General features: G+C 26.2%; 19 protein-coding genes. 17 read left to right on the top strand and 2 right to left on the bottom strand.

Features of this window, described 5'->3' with window-relative positions:
- The first annotated feature begins 40 nt into the window (after positions 1-40).
- Both lepA and AVBRAN_RS04435 read left to right on the top strand, forming a co-directional pair.
- Positions 41-1,828, top strand: a complete 1,788-nt coding sequence (gene lepA, locus AVBRAN_RS04440) for a translation elongation factor 4 (protein ID WP_214117702.1) — start codon at positions 41-43, stop codon at positions 1,826-1,828.
- Positions 1,828-2,667, top strand: coding sequence for a DUF535 family protein (locus tag AVBRAN_RS04435; RefSeq protein ID WP_239803659.1), 840 nt, complete (start codon positions 1,828-1,830; stop codon positions 2,665-2,667). Before lepA ends, AVBRAN_RS04435 begins: the two co-directional genes overlap by 1 nt.
- Here the strand turns inward: AVBRAN_RS04435 and AVBRAN_RS04430 are convergent.
- Positions 2,664-3,329, bottom strand: a complete 666-nt coding sequence (locus AVBRAN_RS04430) for a uroporphyrinogen-III synthase (protein WP_239803658.1) — start codon at positions 3,327-3,329, stop codon at positions 2,664-2,666. The genes AVBRAN_RS04435 and AVBRAN_RS04430 overlap by 4 nt on opposite strands.
- The gene (locus AVBRAN_RS04425; RefSeq protein WP_239803657.1) at positions 3,326-4,411 is read right to left on the bottom strand and encodes a CinA family protein; all 1,086 of its coding nucleotides are present in this window, start codon (positions 4,409-4,411) and stop codon (positions 3,326-3,328) included. The genes AVBRAN_RS04430 and AVBRAN_RS04425 overlap by 4 nt, the downstream gene beginning before the upstream one ends.
- A 75-nt stretch (positions 4,412-4,486) precedes the next feature.
- On the opposite strand from AVBRAN_RS04425, the gene ileS reads away from it, so the two are divergent.
- From ileS to AVBRAN_RS04350, 15 genes are all read left to right on the top strand, one after another.
- The gene (gene ileS / locus AVBRAN_RS04420; RefSeq protein ID WP_239803656.1) at positions 4,487-7,219 is read left to right on the top strand and encodes an isoleucine--tRNA ligase; all 2,733 of its coding nucleotides are present in this window, start codon (positions 4,487-4,489) and stop codon (positions 7,217-7,219) included.
- A gap of 94 nt (positions 7,220-7,313) precedes the next feature.
- Complete coding sequence (gatA, locus tag AVBRAN_RS04415; protein ID WP_239803655.1) at positions 7,314-8,675, top strand: Asp-tRNA(Asn)/Glu-tRNA(Gln) amidotransferase subunit GatA; 1,362 nt, start codon at positions 7,314-7,316, stop codon at positions 8,673-8,675.
- A gap of 216 nt (positions 8,676-8,891) precedes the next feature.
- Entirely contained in the window at positions 8,892-9,920 is a 1,029-nt protein-coding gene (locus AVBRAN_RS04410; protein ID WP_239803654.1) for a hypothetical protein, read from the top strand.
- A gap of 20 nt (positions 9,921-9,940) precedes the next feature.
- The gene (locus AVBRAN_RS04405) at positions 9,941-10,090 is read left to right on the top strand and encodes a hypothetical protein (protein ID WP_214117709.1); all 150 of its coding nucleotides are present in this window, start codon (positions 9,941-9,943) and stop codon (positions 10,088-10,090) included.
- A gap of 117 nt (positions 10,091-10,207) precedes the next feature.
- Positions 10,208-11,269: a hypothetical protein gene (locus AVBRAN_RS04400; RefSeq protein ID WP_214117710.1), complete on the top strand. Its 1,062-nt coding sequence runs from the start codon at positions 10,208-10,210 to the stop codon at positions 11,267-11,269.
- Entirely contained in the window at positions 11,266-12,969 is a 1,704-nt protein-coding gene (locus AVBRAN_RS04395; protein WP_239803653.1) for a VWA domain-containing protein, read from the top strand. The genes AVBRAN_RS04400 and AVBRAN_RS04395 overlap by 4 nt, the downstream gene beginning before the upstream one ends.
- Positions 12,970-13,008: 39 nt before the next feature.
- Positions 13,009-14,052 carry a hypothetical protein gene (locus tag AVBRAN_RS04390; protein WP_239803652.1) on the top strand — a complete coding sequence of 348 codons (1,044 nt, stop codon included), beginning with the start codon at positions 13,009-13,011 and terminating at the stop codon, positions 14,050-14,052.
- Positions 14,053-14,123: 71 nt separating this feature from the next.
- A complete protein-coding gene (locus AVBRAN_RS04385; protein ID WP_214150390.1) occupies positions 14,124-15,422 on the top strand; it encodes an HlyD family type I secretion periplasmic adaptor subunit in 1,299 nt (432 codons plus the stop codon).
- Positions 15,419-16,684, top strand: coding sequence for a TolC family protein (locus AVBRAN_RS04380; RefSeq protein ID WP_239803651.1), 1,266 nt, complete (start codon positions 15,419-15,421; stop codon positions 16,682-16,684). The genes AVBRAN_RS04385 and AVBRAN_RS04380 overlap by 4 nt, the downstream gene beginning before the upstream one ends.
- A gap of 1 nt (position 16,685) precedes the next feature.
- A complete protein-coding gene (locus tag AVBRAN_RS04375; protein ID WP_214120456.1) occupies positions 16,686-18,782 on the top strand; it encodes a type I secretion system permease/ATPase in 2,097 nt (698 codons plus the stop codon).
- A 200-nt stretch (positions 18,783-18,982) separates the two neighbouring features.
- Positions 18,983-19,837, top strand: a complete 855-nt coding sequence (locus AVBRAN_RS04370) for a hypothetical protein (RefSeq protein WP_239803650.1) — start codon at positions 18,983-18,985, stop codon at positions 19,835-19,837.
- Positions 19,834-23,988 (top strand): calcium-binding protein, encoded by a 4,155-nt coding sequence (locus tag AVBRAN_RS04365; RefSeq protein ID WP_239803649.1) that lies wholly within the window; start codon positions 19,834-19,836, stop codon positions 23,986-23,988. The genes AVBRAN_RS04370 and AVBRAN_RS04365 overlap by 4 nt, the downstream gene beginning before the upstream one ends.
- 130 nt (positions 23,989-24,118) lie before the next feature.
- A complete protein-coding gene (locus AVBRAN_RS04360; RefSeq protein ID WP_239803648.1) occupies positions 24,119-24,454 on the top strand; it encodes a hypothetical protein in 336 nt (111 codons plus the stop codon).
- 283 nt (positions 24,455-24,737) lie between these two features.
- Complete coding sequence (locus tag AVBRAN_RS04355; protein WP_239803647.1) at positions 24,738-25,349, top strand: hypothetical protein; 612 nt, start codon at positions 24,738-24,740, stop codon at positions 25,347-25,349.
- A gap of 45 nt (positions 25,350-25,394) precedes the next feature.
- Positions 25,395-26,012, top strand: a complete 618-nt coding sequence (locus AVBRAN_RS04350) for a hypothetical protein (protein WP_239803646.1) — start codon at positions 25,395-25,397, stop codon at positions 26,010-26,012.
- Positions 26,013-26,037 lie beyond the last annotated feature (25 nt).

Raw genomic sequence — 26,037 nt, 5'->3', positions numbered from 1 at the left:
TTGTTAATATTAAAAATCACATCAAAATAATGGAACTTTAATGCAAAATATAAGAAATTTTTCAATAATAGCACATATAGACCATGGTAAAAGCACTTTAGCAGATTGTTTAATCACAACTTGCAATGCTATAGAGCAACGCAAAATGAGTAAGCAAGTAATGGATACTATGGATATAGAAAAAGAGCGTGGAATTACTATAAAAGCTCAATCAGTTAGATTAAATTATACTTATAATAAAGAAAATTATATTTTAAATCTTATTGACACCCCAGGTCATGTGGATTTTTCGTATGAAGTTAGTAGAAGTTTAGCAAGTTGCGAAGGGGCATTATTAGTAGTTGATGCTTCACAAGGCGTTCAAGCACAAACAATTGCGAATGTTTATATGGCAATTGAGCATGATTTAGAAATAATTCCTGTAATTAATAAAATTGACCTACCAGCAGCAAATCCTGCAAAAGTAAAGGCTGAAATTGAGCATATAATAGGAATTGATTGTTCTAATGCAATAGAAGTTAGTGCAAAAGCTGGGATAGGAATTGCTGAATTATTACAAGCAATTTGTGAGAGAATTCCTGCACCAAAAAGTAATCAAAATAAGCTAAAAGCACTAATTTATGATAGCTGGTTTGATAGCTATTTAGGGGCTTTAGCTTTAGTTAGAGTAAGGGACGGAGAGATTAATAAAAACGATGAAATATATTTAATGCACGAAGGCGTAAAGCATAATGTATTAGATTTACGCTATCCACACCCACTAAATCCAATGCCAACAAATACAATTAAAGCAGGAGAAGTTGGTATCGTTGTATTAGGATTAAAAGACATAGCACAAATTAGCGTAGGAGATACAATAACCCTAGCAAAAGATAAAGCAACAGAGCCAATTGAAGGTTTTGCTAAAGCAAAAGCCTTTGTATTTGCAGGGATTTATCCGATTGAAACTGATAAATTTGAAGATTTAAGAGATGCTTTAGATAAATTAAAACTAAACGATAGCTCAATCTCATACGAGCCAGAAACTTCACTTGCTTTAGGTTTTGGCTTTAGGGTTGGCTTTTTAGGTTTATTACATATGGAAGTTATAAAAGAACGCTTAGAGCGTGAGTTTAATCTAGACCTAATAGCAACCGCTCCTAGTGTTACTTATGAAGTTAATTTAACCGATGGAAGCGTATTAAATATCCAAAACCCAAGCGACTTACCACCTGTAAATAAAATAGACCACATAAAAGAGCCTTATGTAAAAGCTACCATAATAACTCCTAGCGAGTTTTTAGGGAATTTAATTACTCTTTTAAATAATCGCCGTGCAATACAAACAAAAATGGATTATATAACAGAAAATAGAGTATTGCTTGAATACGATATACCTATGAATGAAATTATTATGGACTTTTATGATAAATTAAAATCACTTACTCGTGGATATGCTAGTTTTGATTATGAATTTTGTGATTATAGAGTGGGAGATTTAGTAAAGCTTGATATAAAAGTAGCTGGAGAAGCAGTTGATGCGTTAAGCATTATCGTACCAAATCAAAAGGCTTTAAGCAAAGGTAGAGATTTAGTAAAAGCTATGAAAGATATTGTGCCTAGACAATTATTTGAAGTAGCAATTCAAGCAAGTATAGGCAATAAAATCATAGCTCGTGAAAATGTAAAATCAATGGGTAAAAATGTTACTGCTAAATGCTACGGCGGGGATATTACTAGAAAAAGAAAGCTACTTGAAAAGCAAAAAGAAGGTAAAAAGCGTATGAAAGCAATAGGTAAAGTATCTTTACCACAAGAAGCATTTTTAAGTATTTTAAAGATTGACTAATGAGCTTAAATTATAATTATAGTAGAAAAGATGGTGTTATTAAGAATATTATTAGAATAATAAAATTCAATATTAGAAAATTTTATTATAAAAATAATTATGAACGTCTAAATAAGATTTGTTTTAACAACTCAAACAATATAGTTAGTTTTTTTCAGAATAATAATTTGTTAGCTATTGATTTATTACACATTCAATATGGTTGTAGAAATTTCAACTTTAATCAAGGATATATAAGTTTTGAAAGAGATTTATCTATTATTAATGAATATTATCCAAATATTTTTAAAACTCGTATGATTCCTGTAATTAATCTAAATGAAGACTATATTATATATTTAAAAAATACCCCTAATATGATTAACGAAGGACTATTTTTTTTAAGTCTTCATTACAAAAATCAACCAATTTATAATTTAAATTTTATTACCCTAAATGATGGAATATTAATTACTTGTTTGCAAGGTTGCGGTAGTGGAAATAATATAAAAGAATATATTAAAAATTTTACAAAATGTTTTTTTGGTTTAAGACCCATAACATTCATGATTTTTTATTCTTTTATTTTTATTAAAAAGCTTAAATTAAAGTATGTTTATGGAGTGGATGATTTTTATGCAATATCTAGTTTTAAAAGAGGTAAAAAAAGAAAAGGAAAAATTTTAAATATTCACAACCTTGATGAAATTTTTAAAGAAAATTGTGAAGTTATTGAACAATTTCAAGGATATAAAAAATTATCTTTTAAAACTACTCCAATTAATGAAATACCTAGTAATAAACGTTCAATGTATAAAAAAAGATATATGTTTTTAGATAATTTAATATTAAACAATTAATTTATTTTAATTTTATTTAAACTATTAGCTAGGTTTAAGCAATCTTGCAAAGTAGGATAGTCTGAAACAAAGATATTTTTTACATTATATTTTTTTAATTCATTTTCAGTGCTTTTTCCTATTGCTATTATATTTTTTGGAAAAGTTTTGAAAAAATATTCATAATCACGCACTCCTGATGGTGCTAAAAATATCAATATATCTTCATTATTTATTGACTTTACAAAAGGGTTTAAATCATTATCTAAAGGCGTATTTAATCTAGTGTTACTATATGCTATTACAGACCTTAGACTAATATTATTTGAATCCAAAAACTCATCTAAATCACTTATAATATTTAAAGCCCTAAAATAAACACATTTTAAATTATTTAGCAGTGGCAATATCTCGTTTTTAAATTCACTCGCGTGAGCTGATTTGCCTGTATAAAATACATCTAAGCCTAAACTATTTAGGTATTTCGTAGTTGCTAAACCTATACTAAAAATCTTTTTATTTTTTAGATTAATATTATTTAATACACAAGATTTAACGGCATTTTTGCTAGTAAAAATACAAGCATCAAAATCATCATTAATGCTAAAATTATTAAAAATTATTTCATTTACAAAAATACTCTTTATATTTGTTTCGTTTTTTAAACCAACTACATAAATCATTCAAAAAACACTTCTCTTTCAAGTTTGCAAAGCAATAAAGCACAAGCTAAAGCACATTGATTTTGCTTATAAATCCTATCTCCAAGTAATTCTAATCTCTCGTGCAAAATCAAGCCTGTATCACTAATAGCACATATAAAAGCTACACCGCTTTTAACACCTAAATCATCGCTATCTCCTAAAACCCCCGTGCAAGTTATAGCGTAATTTGCCTTAGTCAATTTTAATACCCCCGTAGCCATTGCTAAAGCGCAATTTTGAGAATAAACTGCTTGATTTTCTAAATGAATATCTTCTACATTTAGCCAAGCTTTTTTGCTTTTGTTTGAATATGTTATAACACTACCTTCATAAACACTACTTGAGCCATTAATTTTAGTAAAATTACTAGCCAATAATCCACCAGTGCAGCTTTCTGCGAAGCTTAATTTTTTGTTATTTTCTTTTAATTTTTTAATTATATGCTCGTATAAATTATCAGCAAAAATCACTTTTTTAGGGAATAATGATTTAACGGAATTTAAAAGCCCTATTTCATCTGAATATTCATTAGTATTTACTTTGACATATAATAAATTATCAAGTAGTGAATAAATATTAAGACTTACTCCATAAGGCTTTACGCTAGTATTTAATAATATTTCAGCACTTTCTAAATCCAAATCACTTATTAAAAAATCATAACTTTGTTTTGTATTATGCAAAATTTCAGGTAGATAAAACATACTAGCTTTTAATATATTAATCATAACCCCGTTTAAATCTATTAAAACTGAATTTTTCTTATAATCTTTAGGATTTTCTACTATAAACTCATCATCAATTAAACTCAATTCACATTCTTTTAATGTAGCTAGGATTTTATTAATCATAGAAAAAGAATGCTCATCAGCAATTATCGTTACTAATTCATATTTTTTAACATCTATTTCTAAAAGAGTATTTAATTTAGAATCATCATCATTAAGCTTAATGATAGTATTAGCAAACAAATTCTTCTTAGCCAAACTTCTATCTACAAATTCACAAAAACTACTATTAAAACTCAAATCTTTTGTAAAATATATTAATAAATGTTTCATTTCTTATCCTTTTATTTAAAAAAGTATAGCAAAATAAGTGCATTTTAACAATCAAAAAATATTAAAGGCACATTTATGGATTATAAAGATACATTATTATTACCCAATACTACTTTTGAGATGAGAGCAAATCTTTATGAAAACGAGAAAAAAAGTTTTGAAAAATTTTCATCATTTGCATACGCACAATTAAGAGATAAAAAAGCACCTAAATTTATCCTACACGATGGCCCTCCTTATGCTAACGGGCATTTACACATAGGTCATGCTTTAAATAAAATCTTAAAAGATATGATTAATAAAACTAGATATTTTCTAGCTAATAATTCAATTTCATATACTCCTGGTTGGGATTGCCATGGTTTGCCTATTGAACAACAAGTTGAAATCAAATTAAAAGATAAAAATCCAAGTATAAAAGAAATTCACGACGCTTGCACCGAACACGCAAAAGAATTCATAGGTATTCAAATGAAAGAATTTAAAGACTTAGGAATAATTGGAGATTTTGACAAGCCTTATTTGACTATGGATTTTAAATTTGAAGCAAATATTTACAAAACTCTTTTAGAAGTAGCTAAAAATGGTTTATTAATTCAAAGAAGTAAGCCAGTTTATTGGAGTTGGGCTGCTAAAAGTGCTTTAGCTGAAGCAGAAGTTGAATATGAAGATAAAGAAGATTATTCAATTTTCGTAGCATTCAAACTAAACGATGATGCAAAAGCAAAACTTAAATCTTTAGGAGCAAATGATAGTATTTTAAACAATGCAAGAGCTGTTATTTGGACTACTACTCCTTGGACTTTACCAGCAAATAAAGCAATCGCATTAAATAAAGATGAGCTATATGTTTTAGGAGAAAATGGTCTTATCGTAGCTAAAAAAAGATTAGAAGATTTAGCAGAATTTAATATTAAACCTGTGCTTGAGTTTAAAGGAGATTTTTTAGAAAATACAAACGCATTAAATCCTTTAAACAATAATCTATCTCAATTCATAACAGGAGAGCATGTTTTAATGGATGGCGGTAGTGGTTTAGTTCATACTGCACCAGGACACGGAGAAGATGATTATTATGCTTGTTTAAGATACAACATAGAAGTAGAAATGCCTGTAGGAGATGATGGTTGTTATGATGAAAATATCAAAAGATTAGTGCCAAATAAACCTGAATTATTAGGAATGCATGTATTTAAAGCAAATGAAGTAATTATTGAATTATTGGGCGAAAGTCTTTTAAAATGCTCTAAATTTATACACTCATATCCATTTTGCTGGAGAACTCATAAACCAATAATTTATAGAGCTACTAAACAATTTTTCATAGCTATGGATAAAGAATTTTACAATGGTATGACTTTAAGAGAATTAGCTCAAAAATCACTTGATGAAGTGAGTTTTTATCCAAAAGCAGGAAGAAATAGAATAGGAACTATGATTAGTAATAGACCTGATTGGTGTATTTCAAGACAACGCTCTTGGGGTGTGCCTTTAGCATTCTTTAATGATAAATCAGGGAATTTGATTATGGATTTTGAACTTTACGAACACCTTGCAAGTATATTTGAAAAAGAAGGCGTAAGAGTATGGTGGCAAAAAGATATTAAAGATTTATTACCAGCTAATTCAAAATATAAAGCAGATGAATTAGAAAAAGTTACTGATATTTTAGATGTTTGGTTTGATAGTGGCTCTACATTTAACGCTGTTTTAGCTAGTGGAAATTACGATATAAAAACAACTCAAGCTGATATGTATTTAGAAGGAAGCGACCAACATCGTGGGTGGTTTCAAAGCTCATTATTATTAAGCGTTATTTTAAACAAACAAGCACCTTATAAAGCAGTTTTAACTCACGGATTTACCGTTGATGAAAAAGGTAGAAAAATGAGTAAAAGTCTAGGCAATGTAATAGCACCAGAACAAATTGCAAAAAATTATGGCTTAGAAATCTTTAGACTTTATATAACATTATGTGATTATTCAACTGATGTTAAATTAGGCGAAAGCATATTAAAACAAACTAGCGAACAATATAGAAAAATAAGAAATACAATAAGATTTTTATTAGCAAATACTAGCGATTTAAAAGCTTATAATTATAATTTCAGTGATTTAGACAAAATGATTTTAAATAAAGCTAATAATGTGTTTGAACTTTACAAAAAATCATTCTTAGAATATGATTTCGCTAAAGGTATGAATGCACTTTGCACATTTTTAAGTGCTGATTTAAGCGGTGTTTATCTTGATATTTGTAAGGATAGCTTGTATTGTGATGCTAAAGAAGATAGCAAAAGAACAGCGTCAATTACTGCAATGGCTTTAATACTTAAAAAATTATTAGTTTTACTAGCACCTGTATTAACTCATACTACAAATGAAGCTTGTGAACACGCAAACAAATTTATATTAGGCGATATTAAGAGTATTTTTGATTTAGAAGATTTTGATTTTGCTAGTAAAATCACACCTAGCAAAAACGATTATGAATATTTATTAAAAACTCGTGTTAAATTCTACGAGCAAATTGATATATTGAAAAAAGATAAAATAATCAAAAGCACATTAGAGCTGAATCTAGCTACTAATGATGAAGTGATATTAAATTATGAAGAAGCAGCTGATTTTTATTCATTAAGTAAAATTGAAGCTTTAAATAATAACGAAGCTTTGGCAAGTTTTGAAATTGATAATAAAACATACAAAATCATAAAATCAAATCTATGCAAATGCCCTAGATGTTGGAAATACTTAAGCCTAAACGAAGAAAGCTTATGTCCTAGATGCGAAAGGGTGTTAAAATGAGCGAACCTGTTAGCTTAGAGCTAATAGTCGGCACTATTATAGTATTAGCTATAATTAGTGCTATTGGAGTAATTTTAGTAAATAAAGGAAAGAAATGATAACTTTAGAACAAGCATTAAAATTAAGTGATAATGAATTAATAGAATTAAAAAAAGAACTAAATAAATTAGCATTAGAAAACAAACATTTAGGAGCTTATGTAGAGCAATTAATCAATACTCCTTTAGATGATGTTGACTATCTAGGAGTGCCTGTAGCTATTAAAGATAATATTCAAGTTAAGGGCTGGAGCATTACAAATGGTTCAAAAATAATGCAAGGATATTATGCACCTTATGATGCAAGTGTGATTAGCAATATGAAAAAACACAAATTCGCACCATTTGGAAGATGTAATATGGATGAGTTTGCTATGGGTAATACTACAAAAACAAGCTTTTATGGAAAGACTCTAAATCCTTTAAATAATGCTTTAGTCCCAGGTGGAAGTAGTGGTGGTAGTGCTGCTGCGGTAGGTGCAAAAATAGCTCTTGCTGCATTAGGAAGCGATACAGGTGGAAGTGTTCGCCAGCCTGCTGCATTTTGTGGTTGTGTAGGTTTTAAGCCAAGTTATGGAAGAGTTAGCAGATATGGACTTGCTAGTTATTCAAGTAGTTTAGACCAAATAGGAGTATTAACTCAAAATGTAAAAGACGCTAGTATTTTATACGATGCGATTGCAGGTCATTGTGAGTTTGATAGCACTAGTGCTGATATTCAATTTGTGCCTACATTTGATAAATTAGACGCTAATAAAAAATACAAAATCGCAATTATTAAAAATTATATAGATTCATGCTCTGATGAAATAAAAACACAAACTTATAAAGCTATAGATAAATTAAAAGCTTGTGGTCATACCATAAGTGAAGTTAGCCTTGCTGATAGTAAATACGATGTAGCTGCTTATTATATAATAGCTTGTGCTGAAGCAAGTGCTAATTTAAGCCGTTACGATGGGATTAGATATGGCAATAGAGCTAAGGAATTTAAAGATTTAAACGAGTTATATGTAAATACTAGAAGCGAAGGTTTTGGACTTGAAGTTCAAAAAAGAATTTTATTAGGAACATTCGTGCTTTCAAGTGGTTATATTGACGCATATTATAAAAAAGCTCAATTAGTAAGAGAAGTTATCACTAGAAAATACAATGAAATTTTAAGCGATAATGATTTAATACTAATGCCTGTTGCACCAAGTCTTCCAAAATCATTTGATGCGAAGACTAGTTCTGTTGAAAGCTATTTAGAAGATATTTTTACTATTTCAGTTAATCTTGCAAAGCTTACAGGTATTAGCGTGCCTGTTGCTAAAACTGAAGATAATTTAAATGTGAGCGTTCAATTAGTAGCAAAAAGATTTGATGAGCAAAACTTATTAAATGCAGCATTAAGTTTGGAAAACGCTGTTCAATAACTTACCCTATTCTATTTTAAATTCTGAGAATTTAAAATAGATTTTAATCACTTTTAGCACTTTACTTAATATTTATATCATGTAATTTTTATACTTTCTATCTTTTTTTGTCGTAAATTAACTATCTAAATAGTGGTTAAATTGTAAATTAATAAAGTTTTTTGATATTTTTATTTAAGTAAATGCTACGATATGAAAAATAATTAAGGTTATATTATGAAAAAAACATTAGAAATCTTAAAAATACTTTTTAAGATTTTTATAATAATTGAAATAGTGATTGCTTTTTACTCAATTTTTGCTGGTGTTATTTTTAGCATTGGCTCAGATGTAAATGTAATTTATTCAATTATTGTTTGCTTTTTTGCAGCTAATTATTTTATTTATGAAAATTTAAGTCAAATAATAATTTTATTTTATGAGGGGTTTATACTTTATCCACTAATATATCTTAAAGTTTTTATAATTATATTTTTTATAATACTTTTCTTTAAATTAAGAAAAAGATTTAATAATAAAATAGCTTTTAAATATAGCATAATACCTATGATAATAATATTTACTTTATATAATTATTTTTTTAGAACCATACCTGATTACTCAAGTAAAACTCACGAAAAAATAGTAACTCTAAGTGATTATAAAAAATATCAGCAAGGCTATTGCTTAAAAGAAGATAGGATATTACCTAAAGATGAGCTTTATAAAAGAGTAGTGGTTGATGATTTTACAAAGTTATTAGTACGTAAAGATATTCTTTATAAAATGATTTATAATAGCATTACAAATCATGAATATGAGATACATAAAGATATAAATCTAGATAATTACAAAGATTACTTAAGAAAAAATATTTATTCTAAAAGATATGTTAATTACGATGAATTAGAACCGGTTGATTACACTAAATATCTAGTAGTTAAAAATAATATAGCTGGATTTACTAAACCTATTATTTTACTTGGATGGGGTGCTTCTGTTTCAATTTCAGTTTATACGGATATAGCCTTTGAATTTAAAGATAATATATATAGAACCTATAGCTTTTATCTTATTGATGAATTTGATGAGCGTGAAGATAAAGAAAAAGAGTATAAATATAGACTTAGAGTTTTTAATCATCAGCTTTTATCATACGAAGCTGATATAAAGGAAAAACGTAGTTATATACGCAAATTTGATAATTGTGGTTATTCAAATTTTAATCCAGAAAAAGAAGCAATTGAGATCTACAATGGTATTTAAAATTATAAAAAGGAGAAAACATGGCAAATTTTAGATTAGATTTAAATGATGATTTTACAAGTGAAATATTATCATTGTATTTGTGGGGACAAAAAAGAGCTCCTAGTAAAGATGAGATTACAAATTATAAAACTTATAATTCTTATTTTAAATTCTTTAAAAAATTATGAGAATTTGAAATAAGGATTTAAAAATATTACAAAAAGTAACACAATAATTAATTTTAATAAAGTTTTTTGATATTTTTATTTAAGTAAATGCTATGATATGAAAAATAAAGGAGAGTTATGTTTAAAATATTAGCTATTTTACTAATTACAAATATTTATTCATATCAAATAAATAAGTTAAAAATAGAGCTAGATAGTATTTATAAAAGCTTTGCATATATTACAAAAGAGATAAAACAAGACCAAAATGAGTTTATAAAAATCATTAGTAATTGCAAAGATGATAATAATTGTATTATAAGTTCTTATAAAGCTAGAATAAAAGAGCTTAGCACTAGTCTTGAAAACTCAAAAACCTATCCTAAAGAACTAATAGAACATATAAAAATAATTCAAGAAAACTCAATAGAATGCAATAAAGATAACTATATGCGATATGAGCATGGACGATTTATTGATGAGCCAGAAAAATGTAGAAAATTACTAAAACTCAATAATTTTTGGCAAGATTTTTTTAGATATAAGGATATAAAAATAAAGCCAAAAATTGTAGATGCTAAGCCTTACGCAAGCCAAGAAGTAAAAGATACTCTTAAATACTGCTGGGATTTAGGGCTTGATAGAAAAGTTTATAAGTATATAAAAGATTATAGTTCAGATGATAGCAATGATAATGTCAGTTATCGTTTTATAGAAGTTGATAAAAATAATGAGCTTTATATTATAAGTAAAATTAAAGGTAAAAAATACATAGAAAAACATAAAAGTATAACTATAAGTGATGTAGTTTTAGATGATAAAAATTACTTAGCTTTATCAGGTGAAATTGGAAATATATTATTTATAGAAAAAGATTTTTGCAATCATCCTATGAAGAATAAAAATCTATTAGAACTTTTAAAAAATTCTAATAAAATGAAAATGTCAAATAAATATTACGAAGAAGCAAAAGAAACTTTTATTATAGAGTATAAGGGTAGTGATTATATTTTAAATTATCATAAATTTAATAATTTAAATCATATTAGATATGACAGTTATTATAATATAACTTTTATTGATATTTTAGATATGGTATCTAATGTAATTTATCAACCATATTCAGAAAAAACTCTTAATAGATGTAATAAATTTAAAATTTTTGGTTGTGAAACAAATCTAAAAAAGGAGAAAAAATGAGTTTAAGTGGTTTACATAGGGTAAAAAACTTTAGTAGTGAATTATATAATAATATTAAGAATAATGAAGGTTTTGATGTAAAAGTTTATCTTGATAGTAAACTTAGACCTACAATTGGTGTTGGTTATGAATTAATTTCTCATAAAAATACTTGGAGAGAACATTTTAAAACAATCAAACTTAATGTTAGCAATGAACAAGCTAATGATTTTAATAATTTAATATCTGCTTTATCTAAAGTAAAGTCTAAAGATGAAGGCAAACGTATTATTGAAAAGTATTATAACAATAAAAATAGCATAAAACTAACTAACGAAAAAGAAGCAAAAGAACTTTTTTATACTATATTGCCAGATTATAAAAAAATGATTATTAAAACAAGTAATAATCCTAATCAAGGAATTAGTGAAGAAATGTATAAATATCTAAAAGATAGCAAAGAATTAATAACTCTTATTGATTTAGCGTACAATGGGGGTAAAAAATTAATAGGACCTGGTTTATCTAAAGCTATTGAAGAAGGTGATAGAGCTAGAGCTTGGTTTGAGATAAGATATAATTCTAATGGCGGGAAATCACGAAAAACTAGTGGTTATGGAATTGCACAAAGAAGAATAAGAACTTCAGATTTTTTTGGGCTTTATCCTGATGGCAATGTAGATGAAGAATATCATATGAAAGTAGTTAGAATGTATGCTGACTATAAAGATAAAATAATCGGAGAAGAAACCAGCATAGAAGAACCTAGTGAAAATGATGGTAAGAAAATAGGAGAAGCTTATCAAGGTACAAATAGTTTTAAAAGCCAAATCTCTACAACCCTTAAACATTTTACTAATGAAAATCAAATTAGTGGGGATATTATATTGCTTGATAATACCCATAATAAATTAGGTGAAAATACAAATTTAAATAAAAATGATTTGATTATCATTGATGGTGGAGAGCATAAGATTAGCGATATAAGCGGTAATGATATTTATTATGTTCGTAATGGTAAAGTTACAATAGACGATAAGGATGGCAAAGGTCAAGTAGTATTTAATGGCTCTACATTAGAAGGTGGTTCTTATGATGAAGATAGGAAAGCATATATAGATGCTAAAGATACAAGTATTACATATGAGCTTAAAGACAATAATGATTTAATAGTAACTAAAGGCGATAGTAGTATAACAATACGCAATTTTAAAAAAAGCGAAGATGGATTTTTAAATATTAATTTAAAGGATAATCCAGGCAAAGAAGTAGCTATAGTAATAGATACAACAGGTTCTATGGGAGATGATATAGCAACTTGCAAAGCAAATGCAAAGATTATAGCTAGTAATATCTTTAAAGAAAATTTTTATTCTAAAATATCAATAGTTACTTATAATGATAATGATATAAAAACAATTGGAACTTACACTGATTATCAAGGTTTTTTAGGTGGAATAAATAGTGTTAATTTGCAATATGGTGGCACAGAATACACTATGGCAGCTATCTTAGAAGGAATGAGTCGTTTTACACCAAATAATCACTTGAGTAAAGAAGTGTATGTAATGACAGATGAGCCTGGAGATGATAATCATAGAAGAGATGAAGTAGAAGGTAGAGCTAAAATTTTTTATGTAGCAGGTCTAAGAAATGCAAATAATACCAATAAATACGAAGATAATTCAGTAAAAATTAATTTTATAGCTATTCGTAATTAGTTTGAGCATTTTAAAGATTTAGCTAAAAATACTAATGGAATGTATTTTAATTCAAATTCAAGTGAAGAGCTTAGCGATGCTTTATTTGAATTAAGCAATATAGGAACCTCAAGTAATGATGTGATAGAAGGCAATGATAAGGATAATAGTCTTAATGGATTTGGTGGAGATGATACACTAGTAGGTAAGGCTGGAAGCGATACTTATACATTTACTGGGCTTAATTTTGGTAACGATACCATAATAGAAAGCAATTTAAATAATATTGATAAAAATACAATTATTTTTAAAGATGTAAGCTATAAAGATGTAAGATTTAAAAAAGATTTAAATGATTTAAAAATTACACTTAATAAAGATAATAGCGTAACAATAAAAGATTTTTATAATACCAATAATGAAAGTAAAATTAGTAGCATAAGCTTTAGTGATGTTACATTAGATGAACTAGCTATCAAAAGAAGCGTAAGTATGCAAGCAAACAAAGAAGCAATAGTATTCTTAAAAGAAAAAGATTTTAGCTTTTCTAATTTTGCTACATCAACATTTGCAGTAGCCTATCAAGATAATGCAAGCAATATAAGCACATCTTATAAAGATGATGTAATAATAGGCAGTAATAAAAACGATATTATATCAACCAAATTAGGAAACGATACTTTAATCGGTGGTAAAGGAGATGATAAGTTATATGGTGGATTTGGTAATGATATATATGTTTATAGAAAAGGTGATGGAAATGATTTAATCTATGATGATGGTGGGCAAGATGCTTTAAAATTACAAAATTTAAAAGCTGATGAAATATTTTTAATAAAAGATGGTAAAGACCTGCTAATAAAGTTTAAAGATGATGATACAAATAGCATAAGAGTAGCACATCACTTTGCTTGGAAATTTGGCTATCACAATCAAATAAACACAATAGAACTTGATGATAATAAATTCATCAATACAAAAACAATAGATAAACTAATAGAGCAAACTAGTGCATTTGCTAAAAATAACGGCATAGATATTCATAATATTAATCATATAAACGATGATAGATTAAATCAAATCTATATGAGTGCTTGGAATTAAGCAAATTACCCTAAATTAATTTAGGGTAATTATTATTTAAGTATTTAAAAAATATATTAATTAGGTAAAATATGTTTAAAATTTTTAAAAAATTTGATGATGATACACACGAATTTAAACCACTTTTAGTAGAGTTAGAAGATAGACCGCAAAATCCATTAGGTAAAAGTATTTTATATATAGTTTTATTTGTAATAGTTTTTAGTATTGCTTGGCTAATACTAGCTAAGGTTGATATAGTGGTAAGTGCTAGTGGTAAAGTAGTGCCTGATGGAGAAATTAAAATAATCAAACCTTTAGAAAACGGAGTAATTTACAAAATTCTTGTAAAAGAAGGTGATAAAATAAAAGCAAATGAGCCTTTAATACTAGTTGACCCAAGTGTATCTAAAGTCAATTTAGAAAGTAAAAAAGAGAATTTAAAAGCTTTAGAAGATAGTTTAAAAAGATTAAATGCACTAAGTAACGAGAGCGAATTAAAAGATGTTAGTAATGCAGAATTAAGCCTATATCAAAACCAATTAAATAGCTTTAAAAATAGCATAAACACTTATGAATTTAAAATCAAACAAACTATTAATTCATTACAAGCCAATAAAGAAGAATTAAAAAGATTAGAAATAGAGCATAAATACACAAGCTCAAAATTAAATAGACTTAGCAAGGTAAAAGATATAATCGCTTATAAAGATTATGAAAATTTATTAAAAACAAAGCAAGATTTACAATTACAAATACTTGTAAATAAAAACAAATCTTTAGAATTAGAAAATAAATTAAACGAACTCACAAAAGAACTTGAGAGTTTTAAAGCAAATTTTATTGCTAAAAATTATGATGAACTCTTAAAAACTAAAAATGAAATAGCATTATTAAAGGCAGATATAAACGCGATAGAATTTCAAAGCCTAAGGCAAGTTATTTCATCACCAGTTGATGGATATGTAGGAAAATTATTTGTAAATACTGAAGGAAGTTCTGTATCAAGCAATGAGCAATTAATATCAATAATCCCAATTGATAAGCCACTTATAATAAAGGCAAATGTATTAAATCAAGATATAGGATATCTTAAAAAAGGGCAAAATGTAGCTATCAAAATAACCACATTTAATTTTCAAAAATACGGCAAACTAGATGGAATTTTAGAACATATTGGAAACGATGCTATAAAAGATGAAAAATTAGGAGATATTTTTGAAATTAAAGTAAAACCTTTAAAAAATCATTTGATAGTAGATGGGGAAGTAAAAGAAATAGAACCAGGAATGCAAGTAATAGCTGAAGTAAAGGTTGGCAAAAGAAGAGTAATAGAGTTTTTCATATATCCTATTATTAGATATCTTGATGAAGGGCTTAGTATTAGATGAGAATTATTTTTGTTTTTCTTATAATGCTTAGCACATCAATAGCTAAAGATTTTTACACCATACTAGACTATGCACTTAAAAATTCTCCTATCATAAATATAGCAAAAATAGATATTAAAAGTGCTAATTATAATTATGATTTTTATAAATCATATTTGTATCCAGAATTATCATTTAATGCAGATTTTAAGTATTCAAATACAAAAAGTAATGATTATAAAAGAGAGCTTTTTAGCGATTATAACAATCATCAAAGCACAATATCACTTATATTAAAATATGATTTATTCAAATTTGGAAATGATTATTATAAAATCAAATCAGCCAAAGAGAATATCGCTACAAGTAATTACAATAAGTGCTATAAGGAATTGCAATTATCACTAGATTTATTAGAATACTACAAACTCGCACTATTAAGTGAAAATAAATTAAAAACATATAAAAATTTAAGCCTTGCTTATGAAAGTTTATATAAATTATCAAAGAGATTAAATAAGGTTGGAGAATTAGATTTAATCAATGTAAATTCTTATTTTTTGGACTTTAGCGATGCAAAAACGCAGATTTTAAAACTAGAATTTGAATTAAGAAATTATTTATCATATATATCGTATTTATCAAATCTTAATATTGATAAAATAGATGATTTTAGTAAAATTGATGAAATTGCTTTAGACTTTTTAGAATTTGAAAAAACAAATAAATTTTTAGAATTAAATTCTAAAATAAAAAGCTCAATGTATGAACTAAAATCCCTAAATCAACGCCCTACAATAAGCCTTTATTCAAGATATGATTTTTATGATAAAACCAAAAATAATTATCAAGACCTTGCCGATAGTTCTAAAAAACACGGGTACTTAGTAGGAATTGGGATTAACTATATTATATTTGATGGATTTAAAACAAGTTCATCTAAAGAGTTAAAACAATTAGAAATAAACAAATTAAATCAAGAGCTAATACAAGCAAAGCTAGAATATGAAAAACAAATAAACGAGCTTATATTTTTTATACAAAACAAAGATGAAATAATAAAAACCTTAAAGATAATAAGCAAAGAAGCAAATACAAATGAGCTTTATATACAAAAACTACACAAAACTGGTGAAAAATCAAAATTTGAAGTCATAAATGCAAGTATAGAAAACTATAAAAAACTCCAAGATTTAAATGAATATATAATAAATGCAAATGCAAACGCTATTAAAATTAATTTAATAAATAATCAATTTAATAATTGTAAAAAAGGATATTAATATGCATACAGCCTTAGGTTGCTTATCACTTTGTGCGCAATTTGCAAATATATCAATAGATATTAATGCGATTTGTAACAAATACGCTTTAAAAGATAGCGAGCCAAGTATTTACGAACTAGCAAAAATCGCTAAAGATAATGATTTTAAGGTAAAAATCAAAAAGCTTAATTTAAAAAACCTTCATTTATATAAAGCACCTTTTATATTTTTGAAAAAAGATTTAACATATTTTGTAGTTTTAAAACTTGATTTTAATAATCAACAAGCTCTTATTTTTGATGGTGGAAAAGAAGCAAGGCAAATTAGCTATGAAGAATTACATAATTTATCAAGTGATAAAATCTTAATCCTAGCACACAAATTATTAAACGATAGTGTAAAGTTTGGCTTCTCTTGGTTTTATAAAAGAATGCTAAGTTATAAGGGTATTGTATTACAAATTTTATTAGCAAGTTTTGTTATGCAATTATTTGGCTTAGTTACACCTTTATTTACTCAAGTAGTCCTTGATAAAGTCTTGTTGCACCATAGTATAAGCACACTTAATGTAATCGCTTTTGCATTTTTTAGCGTTATTGTTTTTGAAAGTTTATTAAGCCTTAGTAGAAATTATATCTTTACTCATACTACCACAAAAATTGACGCAAAATTAGGCAGTGAGTTATTTACACATTTATTATTGTTACCTATGGTGTATTTTGAGAATAGAAAAGTAGGCAACATAGCAGCTAGAATAAGAGAGCTTGATAATATAAGAGATTTTATAGCCAACAAATCAGTAAGCGTGATTTTAGATTTGTTATTTAGTATAGTTTTTATTTTGATGATGTTTTTATATAGCGTGAAGCTAACATTTGTTTCATTAGCTTTTGTGATTTGCATTGCTTTGATTTATTTTTTTATAACGCCTATTTTAAGAGCAAGGCTTGAAGATAAATTCCAAATGGGAGCAGCATCTAATTCATATCTAGTAGAAAGCATAACAGGAATGCAAACCATAAAATCCTTAGCCATTGAAGGTAGTATGAAAAAATACTGGGAGGATTATTTAGCAAAATATTTAAAATCATCTTTTAATTTAAGTAATCTAAGCAATATCGCAAGCACTTTTGCTAATTCTTTACAAAAGCTTATGACATTAGCGATTTTATATTTTGGAGTAGGATTAGTAATTGATGGGAGTTTAAGTGTAGGACAATTAATAGCCTTTCAGATGTTTGCCAATCAATTTAGCGCTCCTATTATGCGACTCGTAAGCTTGTGGAATGAATTACAACAAGCTATTTTAAGCGTAGATAGATTAGGAGATATTTTAAATACACCGCAAGAGCAAACTACAAATAAACCTATATCGCTAAATCAAGTATCAGGTAATATAAAATTTGATAATGTAAGCTTTAAATATAGCCCAAATTCTAACTATGTCTTAAATAATCTAAGCTTTAACCTACAAGCAAATAAAAGCATAGGAATAGTAGGACGCAGTGGCAGTGGTAAAAGCACCATAACAAAACTCATAGAAAGACTTTATATCCCAAACGAAGGTTCTATTTATATAGATGGAATAGATTTAAGACATTTAAATCCTTATGTTTTAAGGAGTAATTTAGGCGTAGTTTTACAAGAAAATTATTTATTTAGCGGTAGTATCAAAGAAAACATAAGCCTATCAAAGCCAAGTGCATCAATGCAAGAAATAATAAATGTATGCAAAATAGCAGGAGCACACGATTTCATAAGCGAACTTAGTGCAGGTTATGATACTTTAGTAGGAGAAAGAGGCTCTGCATTAAGCGGCGGTCAAAGACAAAGAATAGCAATAGCAAGAGCCTTGCTACATAATCCAAGGGTTTTGATATTTGATGAGGCTACTTCGGCACTTGATTATGAAAGCGAGAAAATCATCACATCAAATCTATCACTAATCAAACAAAACAAAACATTTATAATAATAGCACATAGATTAAGCACGGTTAAAGATTGTGATGAGATATTAGTCCTTGATAAGGGTAATTTGGTTGAGTGTGGAAATCATACAAAACTAATGGAGCTTAATGGATACTACGCACATTTATACAAACAGCAAAATCTATAAACCTAAAACTATAAATAATTTAATAAATATTATTTATAGTTTTAAAAGAATTTGAATTAGGGATTTGAAATTAAATTAAAAAATATTTTTTAGTATTATTTATTACGAAAAGTAACATAATTTTAATAATTATTTTTAAATTTTATGAATTTTTATTGTTTATTTGCTATAATTAATCTTATTAAAAACAAAGGATAAATTTGAATATAGATAATTTAAAAGATTATAAAATAAAAAACGATTATTTATATAACTTAGAGCTTATTAGATTGTTTAATGAGATTTTTTCAATTTTTCTTACACTTATTTCATGTTATTTTGTAATAGATATTATCAATGAATTAAATAGTAAACCCGAAAAAACAATGACTGACATACGAAGAATTCAAAAAGGTTGGAGTGGTATTATTGATGGTATTTTTTTTGTTGCATTCTTTTTAAAACTTAGACAAATAAAAAGACTTAGATTTGTTAAAAATAATGATTTTTATATTAGCGTAGATAATGAAAAGATATATTTTGATACTTATGAGATAGATGAAGCAGGTGTTTTTGGTATAGCAAAGAGCTATAAGAAAGTAACTGCAACGATAAATAAAAGCGATATAGTTTTTAGATTACAAACCAAGCGACCTGCTTTAGCTTATTCGTATATATTCAATAAAGACGCTTATAACACTAAAGAAACAGAAAATCAAAGTTTAAATTATAGATTAGACTACCCTATAGCTAGAATAATTTTCTTTCCTATAATTATGTTTTTTGTAATATTAGATATTTTATCAAGCTATTTAGCACTATTTTTCTTAAATGGTAAAAACTTAAAAACTTACACAATATATCAAACTAAAACCAAGCTAGTTTCATTGCCTTTTGTTGATGATTTATCGGTTTATTTTTTATACACAGAGTTTAGACAAAAGTATTCTGCAATAAGTAAAGGCGGATTTGAAATGGAATTTAGAGAAGAAGCACAACCACTAGGTGAAAAATACATAGCAAAACAACAAAAGAAAATTGAAAAGATTTTAAACAAGAAAAAGGAGACATTATGACCGAGAAAAATAAAGAAACTTTAGATTTTATAAATGATGTTTTTGCAAAAATTCAATTTGTAGAAAAATCAATGGCAAAATATCTTGGGGTTAAGAATACAATATTTTTTGATATTAAAACTCAAACATTTTCTATATATATAAAATATTTACAAAATAAAGATAAAGATAATACAGCTTTAAGGTTGGCAGGCAATATTTTTGGCAGTATAATTGATGAAGTTATACTCAATAAATCTAAAAATATATTAGTATTCTTAAACAAACTAGGGGTTGTAGAAAATGAAAGGATTGAAGCTATTATCAATTTTAAAGCTTCTGATTATTTTGGAGAAACTTTTCCTGAAGCTGCTGAATTCTATGGAAGAATATTGAATGATAAAGAGTTTGCAAAAGAAATGTTTGAAAATGCCAAGTCAGTTTTAGATTTTGATTTGATAAAGGATTATTATTCTAATGTAACTTTTGATAAATTTTGTAGTGATGTTATAGATTTACTTAGACCAAAAGAAGATGTGAAAAAAGGTAAACCTGTATTAGAAGCAGAAGTTAAAGATAATAATATAATTATTAAAGCAGATAATATTAATGATGGGATTGATTTTGCAAATAATTCTAAATTTAATAATTATGATATCGCATTAAGTGATTATAATAATTCAGTTCAAATTGAAAAAAACAATAATTTTGTCACAATAAACACCAATAATAATTCTACTTTATCTGATGAAGATTTATTTGATTTAGCACTATTTAGTGGAGTAAATAAGGCTAGTATCAATAATGTTAAATATGATATAAAACAATTAGATAATGATACTTTAAAAGATATTATAGATTATATACCTAGTAAATCGTTTGTGCTAACTAATATTAAGATATTAGTAGGAGAAGAGATTTTATTAGGAGATAATAAAAAATATGTAGTAAAACAAGGCGATACAATCATAGATATTGCAAAAGCAAACAAAATGAGTGTTAAATCTTTAATCAAACTAAATCCAAATTTAATAGAACAAGGAAGAGTTAAATTTTTAGAAGATAAAGTATTGGTTGAAGCAAACGGAGATTTGGCAAAAATATTTGATTATAAAGATTTTGTATCAAGAACCTTTAAAGATACATTTAAAGGGGATTATAGTGATGATTTTAAAAATAGTTTATATAAAAATAAAACTTTAAACATTTTCTATAATCCAATGGCTAAAGTTATAAAATACGACCCGCTAGTCCTAGACCTAAACAACAACGGCAGAATAGATACAATCACTCTTAATAATTCTAAGGCATTTTTTGACCACAATAGTGACAACATAGCTTATAAATCATCTTGGATTAGTAAAGATGATGGATTATTAGTATTAGATAAAAACAATAATAATCTAATAGATAATGGTAATGAATTATTTGGAAACTTTACTGAAATTCCAAGTAGTGATTTTAAAGCTTTAGATACTAACAATAATCAAACCTTAAATCCTACTCAAACCACACTTGCTCTAAACGGCTTTGAAGCCTTAAAGCTTTTAGATAGTAATGAAGATGGAGTAATTGATATAAATGATAAAGAGTTTAACAATCTTAAAATTTGGCAAGACTTAAACGAAGATGGCATAACGCAAATAAACGAACTAAAGTCTTTAAAAGATTTAAACATAACTAGCATAAATCTAAACTATAAAGATACAAATCAAAATCTTGATAATGATAACACCATCACTCAAACAGCTACCTTTATCAAGGATGATAAAGAAAGCTTATTGGCTGATATTAATTTTAGCGTTAGTAGTATAGAAAGAGTATTTAAAGACAAGATAAAATATTCAGAAGAAGAATTAAATCTAGCAAATCTTAAAGGCTATGGAGTATTAAGAGATTTAAGGGATGCTGCTTGTTTAGATACTAAATTAAAAGCATTGCTTAAAGATTATTCATCTACAAACAGCAAAGAAGAGCAATTAAACAAGCTTGATAGTCTAATTTATGCTTGGGCTAATACTAATAAAGCTTTAAACAAAGACTTTAACCTATCTAAAACCAAAGAATTTGATAGCAATAATCCTAGCAATACTGATAGCATAAGGGATTTATGGCTTACGCCATCACAAGCTAGAGAATATGCTAATTTTACTATTAGTGAAAGTTTAAAAAATGAGTTTAATGAGCTTAAGCAAAAAATATCAATTATTAATTCATTTTTAGGCGTTAATAATCAAGATTTTTATATAGCTAGTTTAAATGAGTTTAACGAGCTTAGAAATAGCTTTAATAATACTTATGATAGTTTAAGAACTTATGTTTATAAGGGATTGTTATTTCAAACAAGATTAAAAGAATACTATGATGAAATAAGCATTACTAGCTACGAAAACAATGGCTCGTATGAGCTTAAATTAGATTTTTCTAAAAGTATAGAAAAATTTAAGGCTATTAATGAAACAAATCCTAAAAAAGCTTTCGTTGATTTAGCTGAGTTTATAACAAGCTTTAAAGATATAAATTCTTTAAATGATTGTGTAATATTGCTAGGTGATTTTATAAAAACAATGAATAATTATACTTTAAGTGATTATTTAAAACTTTTAGATGAAGATACTATCAATGCACTATCAACTCAAACAGGAACAAGTGGTAATGATACATTAGTAGGGACAAATTTATTAAATGGTAAAGATACTTTATATGGACTTGATGGCGATGATACCTTAATCGGTGGAATTGGTGATGATACTTTAGTGGGTGGTAATGGCAATGATACTTATGTTTTTGATAAAGATTTCGGGCACGATACTATCATAAACTATAAATCAAATCTAAATGATATAGATTGTATTAAATTTAACGATGCAAGTATAAATGCCAATAATTTAAAATATGTAAGAAATTATGATGATTTAATGCTGATTAAAGATGATAATAATAGCATTAGAGTTAAAGACTTTTTTGCATATGAAGATTTAAGAAATACTATTGATGAAATCAAATTCGCTAATAATACAAGCATAAATAAGGATGAGATAATTAATAGAGTTTATACACCTACAAATGGTGATGATAACTTTACAATGTTTTTTACAAATAAAGATTATGTAATAACTATGCTAGATGGCAACGATACCATAATCACACATAATGGAGATGATATTATTGATGGTGGAGATGGAGATGACATCATAAGAAGTGGAGCAGGAGCAGACATCATAAATGGTGGCAATGGTAATGATGATATTTATGCAGGAGATGGTGATGATATCATTATAGGCGGAGCAGGAGATGATATCTTGCAAGGCGGTATGGGGAATGATAAGTATATTTATAAAGGAGTTTGGGGAAAAGATACAATAATTAATCTTAGAAATGATAATGCTTATGATGAAATAATCCTAGATGTTAGCTCATCATTTGTAAAAATTACTAGAAATAATGATGATTTAATAATAAACAAGCTAAAAAGTGCTGGTTGGTTTAGAAAAGTGGTTGATGAAAGTTCATCTATAAAAGTTGTAGATTTTTTCAAAAAAGATTATGATATATCTGCTTTAGTATTACAAGATAAGACTTTAAGTGCTAATGATTTAAGACAAATGGTATTAACTCCTACTTGGGGCAATGATACTTTAATTGGAAGTGAATATAGCGATAAAATATATGGCTTATTTGGTAATGATACTTTAATTGGTGGTAAAGGAGATGATTATTTAGACGGCGGTGCTGGAAATGATACATATATCTTTAATAGAAATGATGGGAATGATTATATAAAAGATGCCTTAGGATATGATACTATTAAATTTAATGATATTAGCTTTAGTGAAGTTGTGCTTAAAAAAGATGTAGATAATCTAATCATCAAATATAACAATAATAAAGATAGTGTTACTATATTAGGTAATTTTGGGATAGGATTTAATAAGATTGAAAAATTTGTTTTTAGTGATAAAACTTTATGCTATGATGAGTTTATAAATACAGCCGCAAAAGAATTACCAAGCTATGAGGATTTGGTAAATAAAGTGATTAAACCTGATTTATCATCTTATTTAAAAAATACAGAAAGACTAATACAAGATACGAATGCTTACTCGCCTAATTCATCTGGATTTATTACATATACAGATGATAAAAACAACAATATTCAAGTATATTTATAAACTAAATCCAAATTCTTTAAGAATTTGGATTAGGAATTTGAAATTAAATTAATAATTATTTTTAAATTTTATGGATTTTTTACTAAAACTTTATATTATAAAAAATTAATTAGCAAGTTAAGGCATTTAAATGTTTTTTTATAAAAAATGTGAAGTTTGTAAAAATAAAATTCCTTTACCTAAAACACATGTTTTTGATGAAGATTTAGGATATATAATGAAATGCGATTATTGTGAAGCTATTTACAAACACCAAACAAGAGATATTTTAGGAATTTTGATTTTTATTTGCAATGTTTTTGCTCTTATTTTTAGTGTTATTTTGATATATGTGTTTTATTGTGTTATAGCTAACGAACTTATATGTTTTTTTATCTTAATATTTTTGTATGGTTATTTTATGCATGTATTTCACATATTAATTATTGATAAATATGTTTTAACTAAAAATACTAAAGAAATTTAATATAGACAATATCGCATCACTTCCTATAAAAAATAGCATATTAAGTCTTGCTATGGCTTTTATATCTACTATTTTATTTTATTGTTATATAAAATATAAAAGCAAAAAATAATAACTTTTAATTCCAACTATTTTTACAATAAAACATTTTTAAATTTATTAAAATCCTAATTTAAATTCCAAAATATTTTACACCATCAATTAACCTTATTGTTTAAAAGAATTTAAATAAACTTATTTGCTATACTAAACCATAAAAATTGTTTTATATTTGGAGCGATAAATGTATTCTAAGCTGATAGAGTTTATAAGAAAATTATTGTATTGTATATTTGCATTGCTTTGCATACTATTTATATTATCTATTTTATTCATCGGCGCTTTTACAATAATAGAATATTATGTTACAAAACCTTATGATTATAGTGATTTTGTTAAGGTAACAAAGGAATTAAAAAAAGTTGAAGAAATTTTATTAAAGCAAGGATATAAACCATATTATGATTTTGGTGATAAAAGAACATATAAGGTAAATTACAATGAACTTGGATATGGTTGCATTATTGATGAGTTACAAAAACAAGAATACGCTATTCAAAATTTTTTTGAAAGATATCCACATACGCAATTAGAAAAAATCAATAATTATAAAAGTATAGATGAAATAAAAGAAATAAAAAAATTTAGCAAAGATTTATTAAAAACTTCACAAGTCTATGAATTTAATTACGAGCTAACAATTGATGGTTTTGAGCATTTTTATGATAAAAATTCTTTTATTTTTAAAGATGGAAAATTATTTGTAAAATATTATTACTTTAGTTTTAATAATAATTTGCTTGAAGAAAATTATGAGTTTTTAATAGATGATTGTGGTTATATTGAGCGTATGTAGTAAAAGAGTTAGTATGAAAGTAATTAATAATTGTTAGGATTTTAAATGTTTTTTAGAATAGTTAAATTAATATTTGTTATAGGTTTATTATGTTTAATACTTGCTTTGTGTTATTTCGCATTAACTTATTTTATAAGTAATAACACCGACCCATTAAAAGAATTTAATGAACTTAAATCAAAATTATATAGAATTGAAGCAGACCTAAGTGAGAATAATTTGAGCTATTATGATTTTAATACTGATAAAACTTATAAAATAGATTATAATAAATTCGGCTATAAGTGTAAAATTGAATACCTAGAACGACAAAAACTCGCTATAAAAGATTATTTTAATCGTCATGCAAATGTAGAAAAATTAGAAAAAGTTCAAAATTATAAAAGTATAGATGAAATAAAAGAAATAAAAGAATTTAGCAAAGAATTATTAAAAACTTCAAAAATAAATAAATTTAATAATGAGCTAGTAATAAAAAATGATAAATATTTTTATGATGAAGCTTCATTTGTTTTTGAATCTGAAAGATTGTTTGTGAAGTATTATTACTTTGATGAAAATAATGATTTTAAAGAAGTTAGTAAAGAGTTTTTCATAGATAGTTGTGGTTATATTGAAAATATATATAAAGCAATAAGTTCTAAAGGTAGATTTAGATTATAAAAACTATAAATAATTTATAAATATT

The sequence above is a fragment of the Campylobacter sp. RM12651 genome (assembly GCF_022369475.1).
Taxonomy (GTDB): Bacteria; Campylobacterota; Campylobacteria; order Campylobacterales; family Campylobacteraceae; genus Campylobacter_E.
The sequence above is the reverse complement of the archived record's forward strand: the minus strand, read 5'-3'. Positions and strand labels throughout refer to the sequence as shown.

What these genes read in the sequence shown, in the direction of transcription:
- lepA (WP_214117702.1), top strand. Translation starts at nt 41, where the DNA reads ATGCAAAATATAAGAAATTTTTCAATAATAGCACATATAGACCATGGT.
- AVBRAN_RS04435 (WP_239803659.1), top strand. Translation starts at nt 1,828, where the DNA reads ATGAGCTTAAATTATAATTATAGTAGAAAAGATGGTGTTATTAAGAAT.
- AVBRAN_RS04430 (WP_239803658.1), bottom strand. Translation starts at nt 3,329, where the DNA reads ATGATTTATGTAGTTGGTTTAAAAAACGAAACAAATATAAAGAGTATT.
- AVBRAN_RS04425 (WP_239803657.1), bottom strand. Translation starts at nt 4,411, where the DNA reads ATGAAACATTTATTAATATATTTTACAAAAGATTTGAGTTTTAATAGT.
- ileS (WP_239803656.1), top strand. Translation starts at nt 4,487, where the DNA reads ATGGATTATAAAGATACATTATTATTACCCAATACTACTTTTGAGATG.
- gatA (WP_239803655.1), top strand. Translation starts at nt 7,314, where the DNA reads ATGATAACTTTAGAACAAGCATTAAAATTAAGTGATAATGAATTAATA.
- AVBRAN_RS04410 (WP_239803654.1), top strand. Translation starts at nt 8,892, where the DNA reads ATGAAAAAAACATTAGAAATCTTAAAAATACTTTTTAAGATTTTTATA.
- AVBRAN_RS04405 (WP_214117709.1), top strand. Translation starts at nt 9,941, where the DNA reads ATGGCAAATTTTAGATTAGATTTAAATGATGATTTTACAAGTGAAATA.
- AVBRAN_RS04400 (WP_214117710.1), top strand. Translation starts at nt 10,208, where the DNA reads ATGTTTAAAATATTAGCTATTTTACTAATTACAAATATTTATTCATAT.
- AVBRAN_RS04395 (WP_239803653.1), top strand. Translation starts at nt 11,266, where the DNA reads ATGAGTTTAAGTGGTTTACATAGGGTAAAAAACTTTAGTAGTGAATTA.
- AVBRAN_RS04390 (WP_239803652.1), top strand. Translation starts at nt 13,009, where the DNA reads ATGTATTTTAATTCAAATTCAAGTGAAGAGCTTAGCGATGCTTTATTT.
- AVBRAN_RS04385 (WP_214150390.1), top strand. Translation starts at nt 14,124, where the DNA reads ATGTTTAAAATTTTTAAAAAATTTGATGATGATACACACGAATTTAAA.
- AVBRAN_RS04380 (WP_239803651.1), top strand. Translation starts at nt 15,419, where the DNA reads ATGAGAATTATTTTTGTTTTTCTTATAATGCTTAGCACATCAATAGCT.
- AVBRAN_RS04375 (WP_214120456.1), top strand. Translation starts at nt 16,686, where the DNA reads ATGCATACAGCCTTAGGTTGCTTATCACTTTGTGCGCAATTTGCAAAT.
- AVBRAN_RS04365 (WP_239803649.1), top strand. Translation starts at nt 19,834, where the DNA reads ATGACCGAGAAAAATAAAGAAACTTTAGATTTTATAAATGATGTTTTT.
- AVBRAN_RS04360 (WP_239803648.1), top strand. Translation starts at nt 24,119, where the DNA reads ATGTTTTTTTATAAAAAATGTGAAGTTTGTAAAAATAAAATTCCTTTA.
- AVBRAN_RS04355 (WP_239803647.1), top strand. Translation starts at nt 24,738, where the DNA reads ATGTATTCTAAGCTGATAGAGTTTATAAGAAAATTATTGTATTGTATA.
- AVBRAN_RS04350 (WP_239803646.1), top strand. Translation starts at nt 25,395, where the DNA reads ATGTTTTTTAGAATAGTTAAATTAATATTTGTTATAGGTTTATTATGT.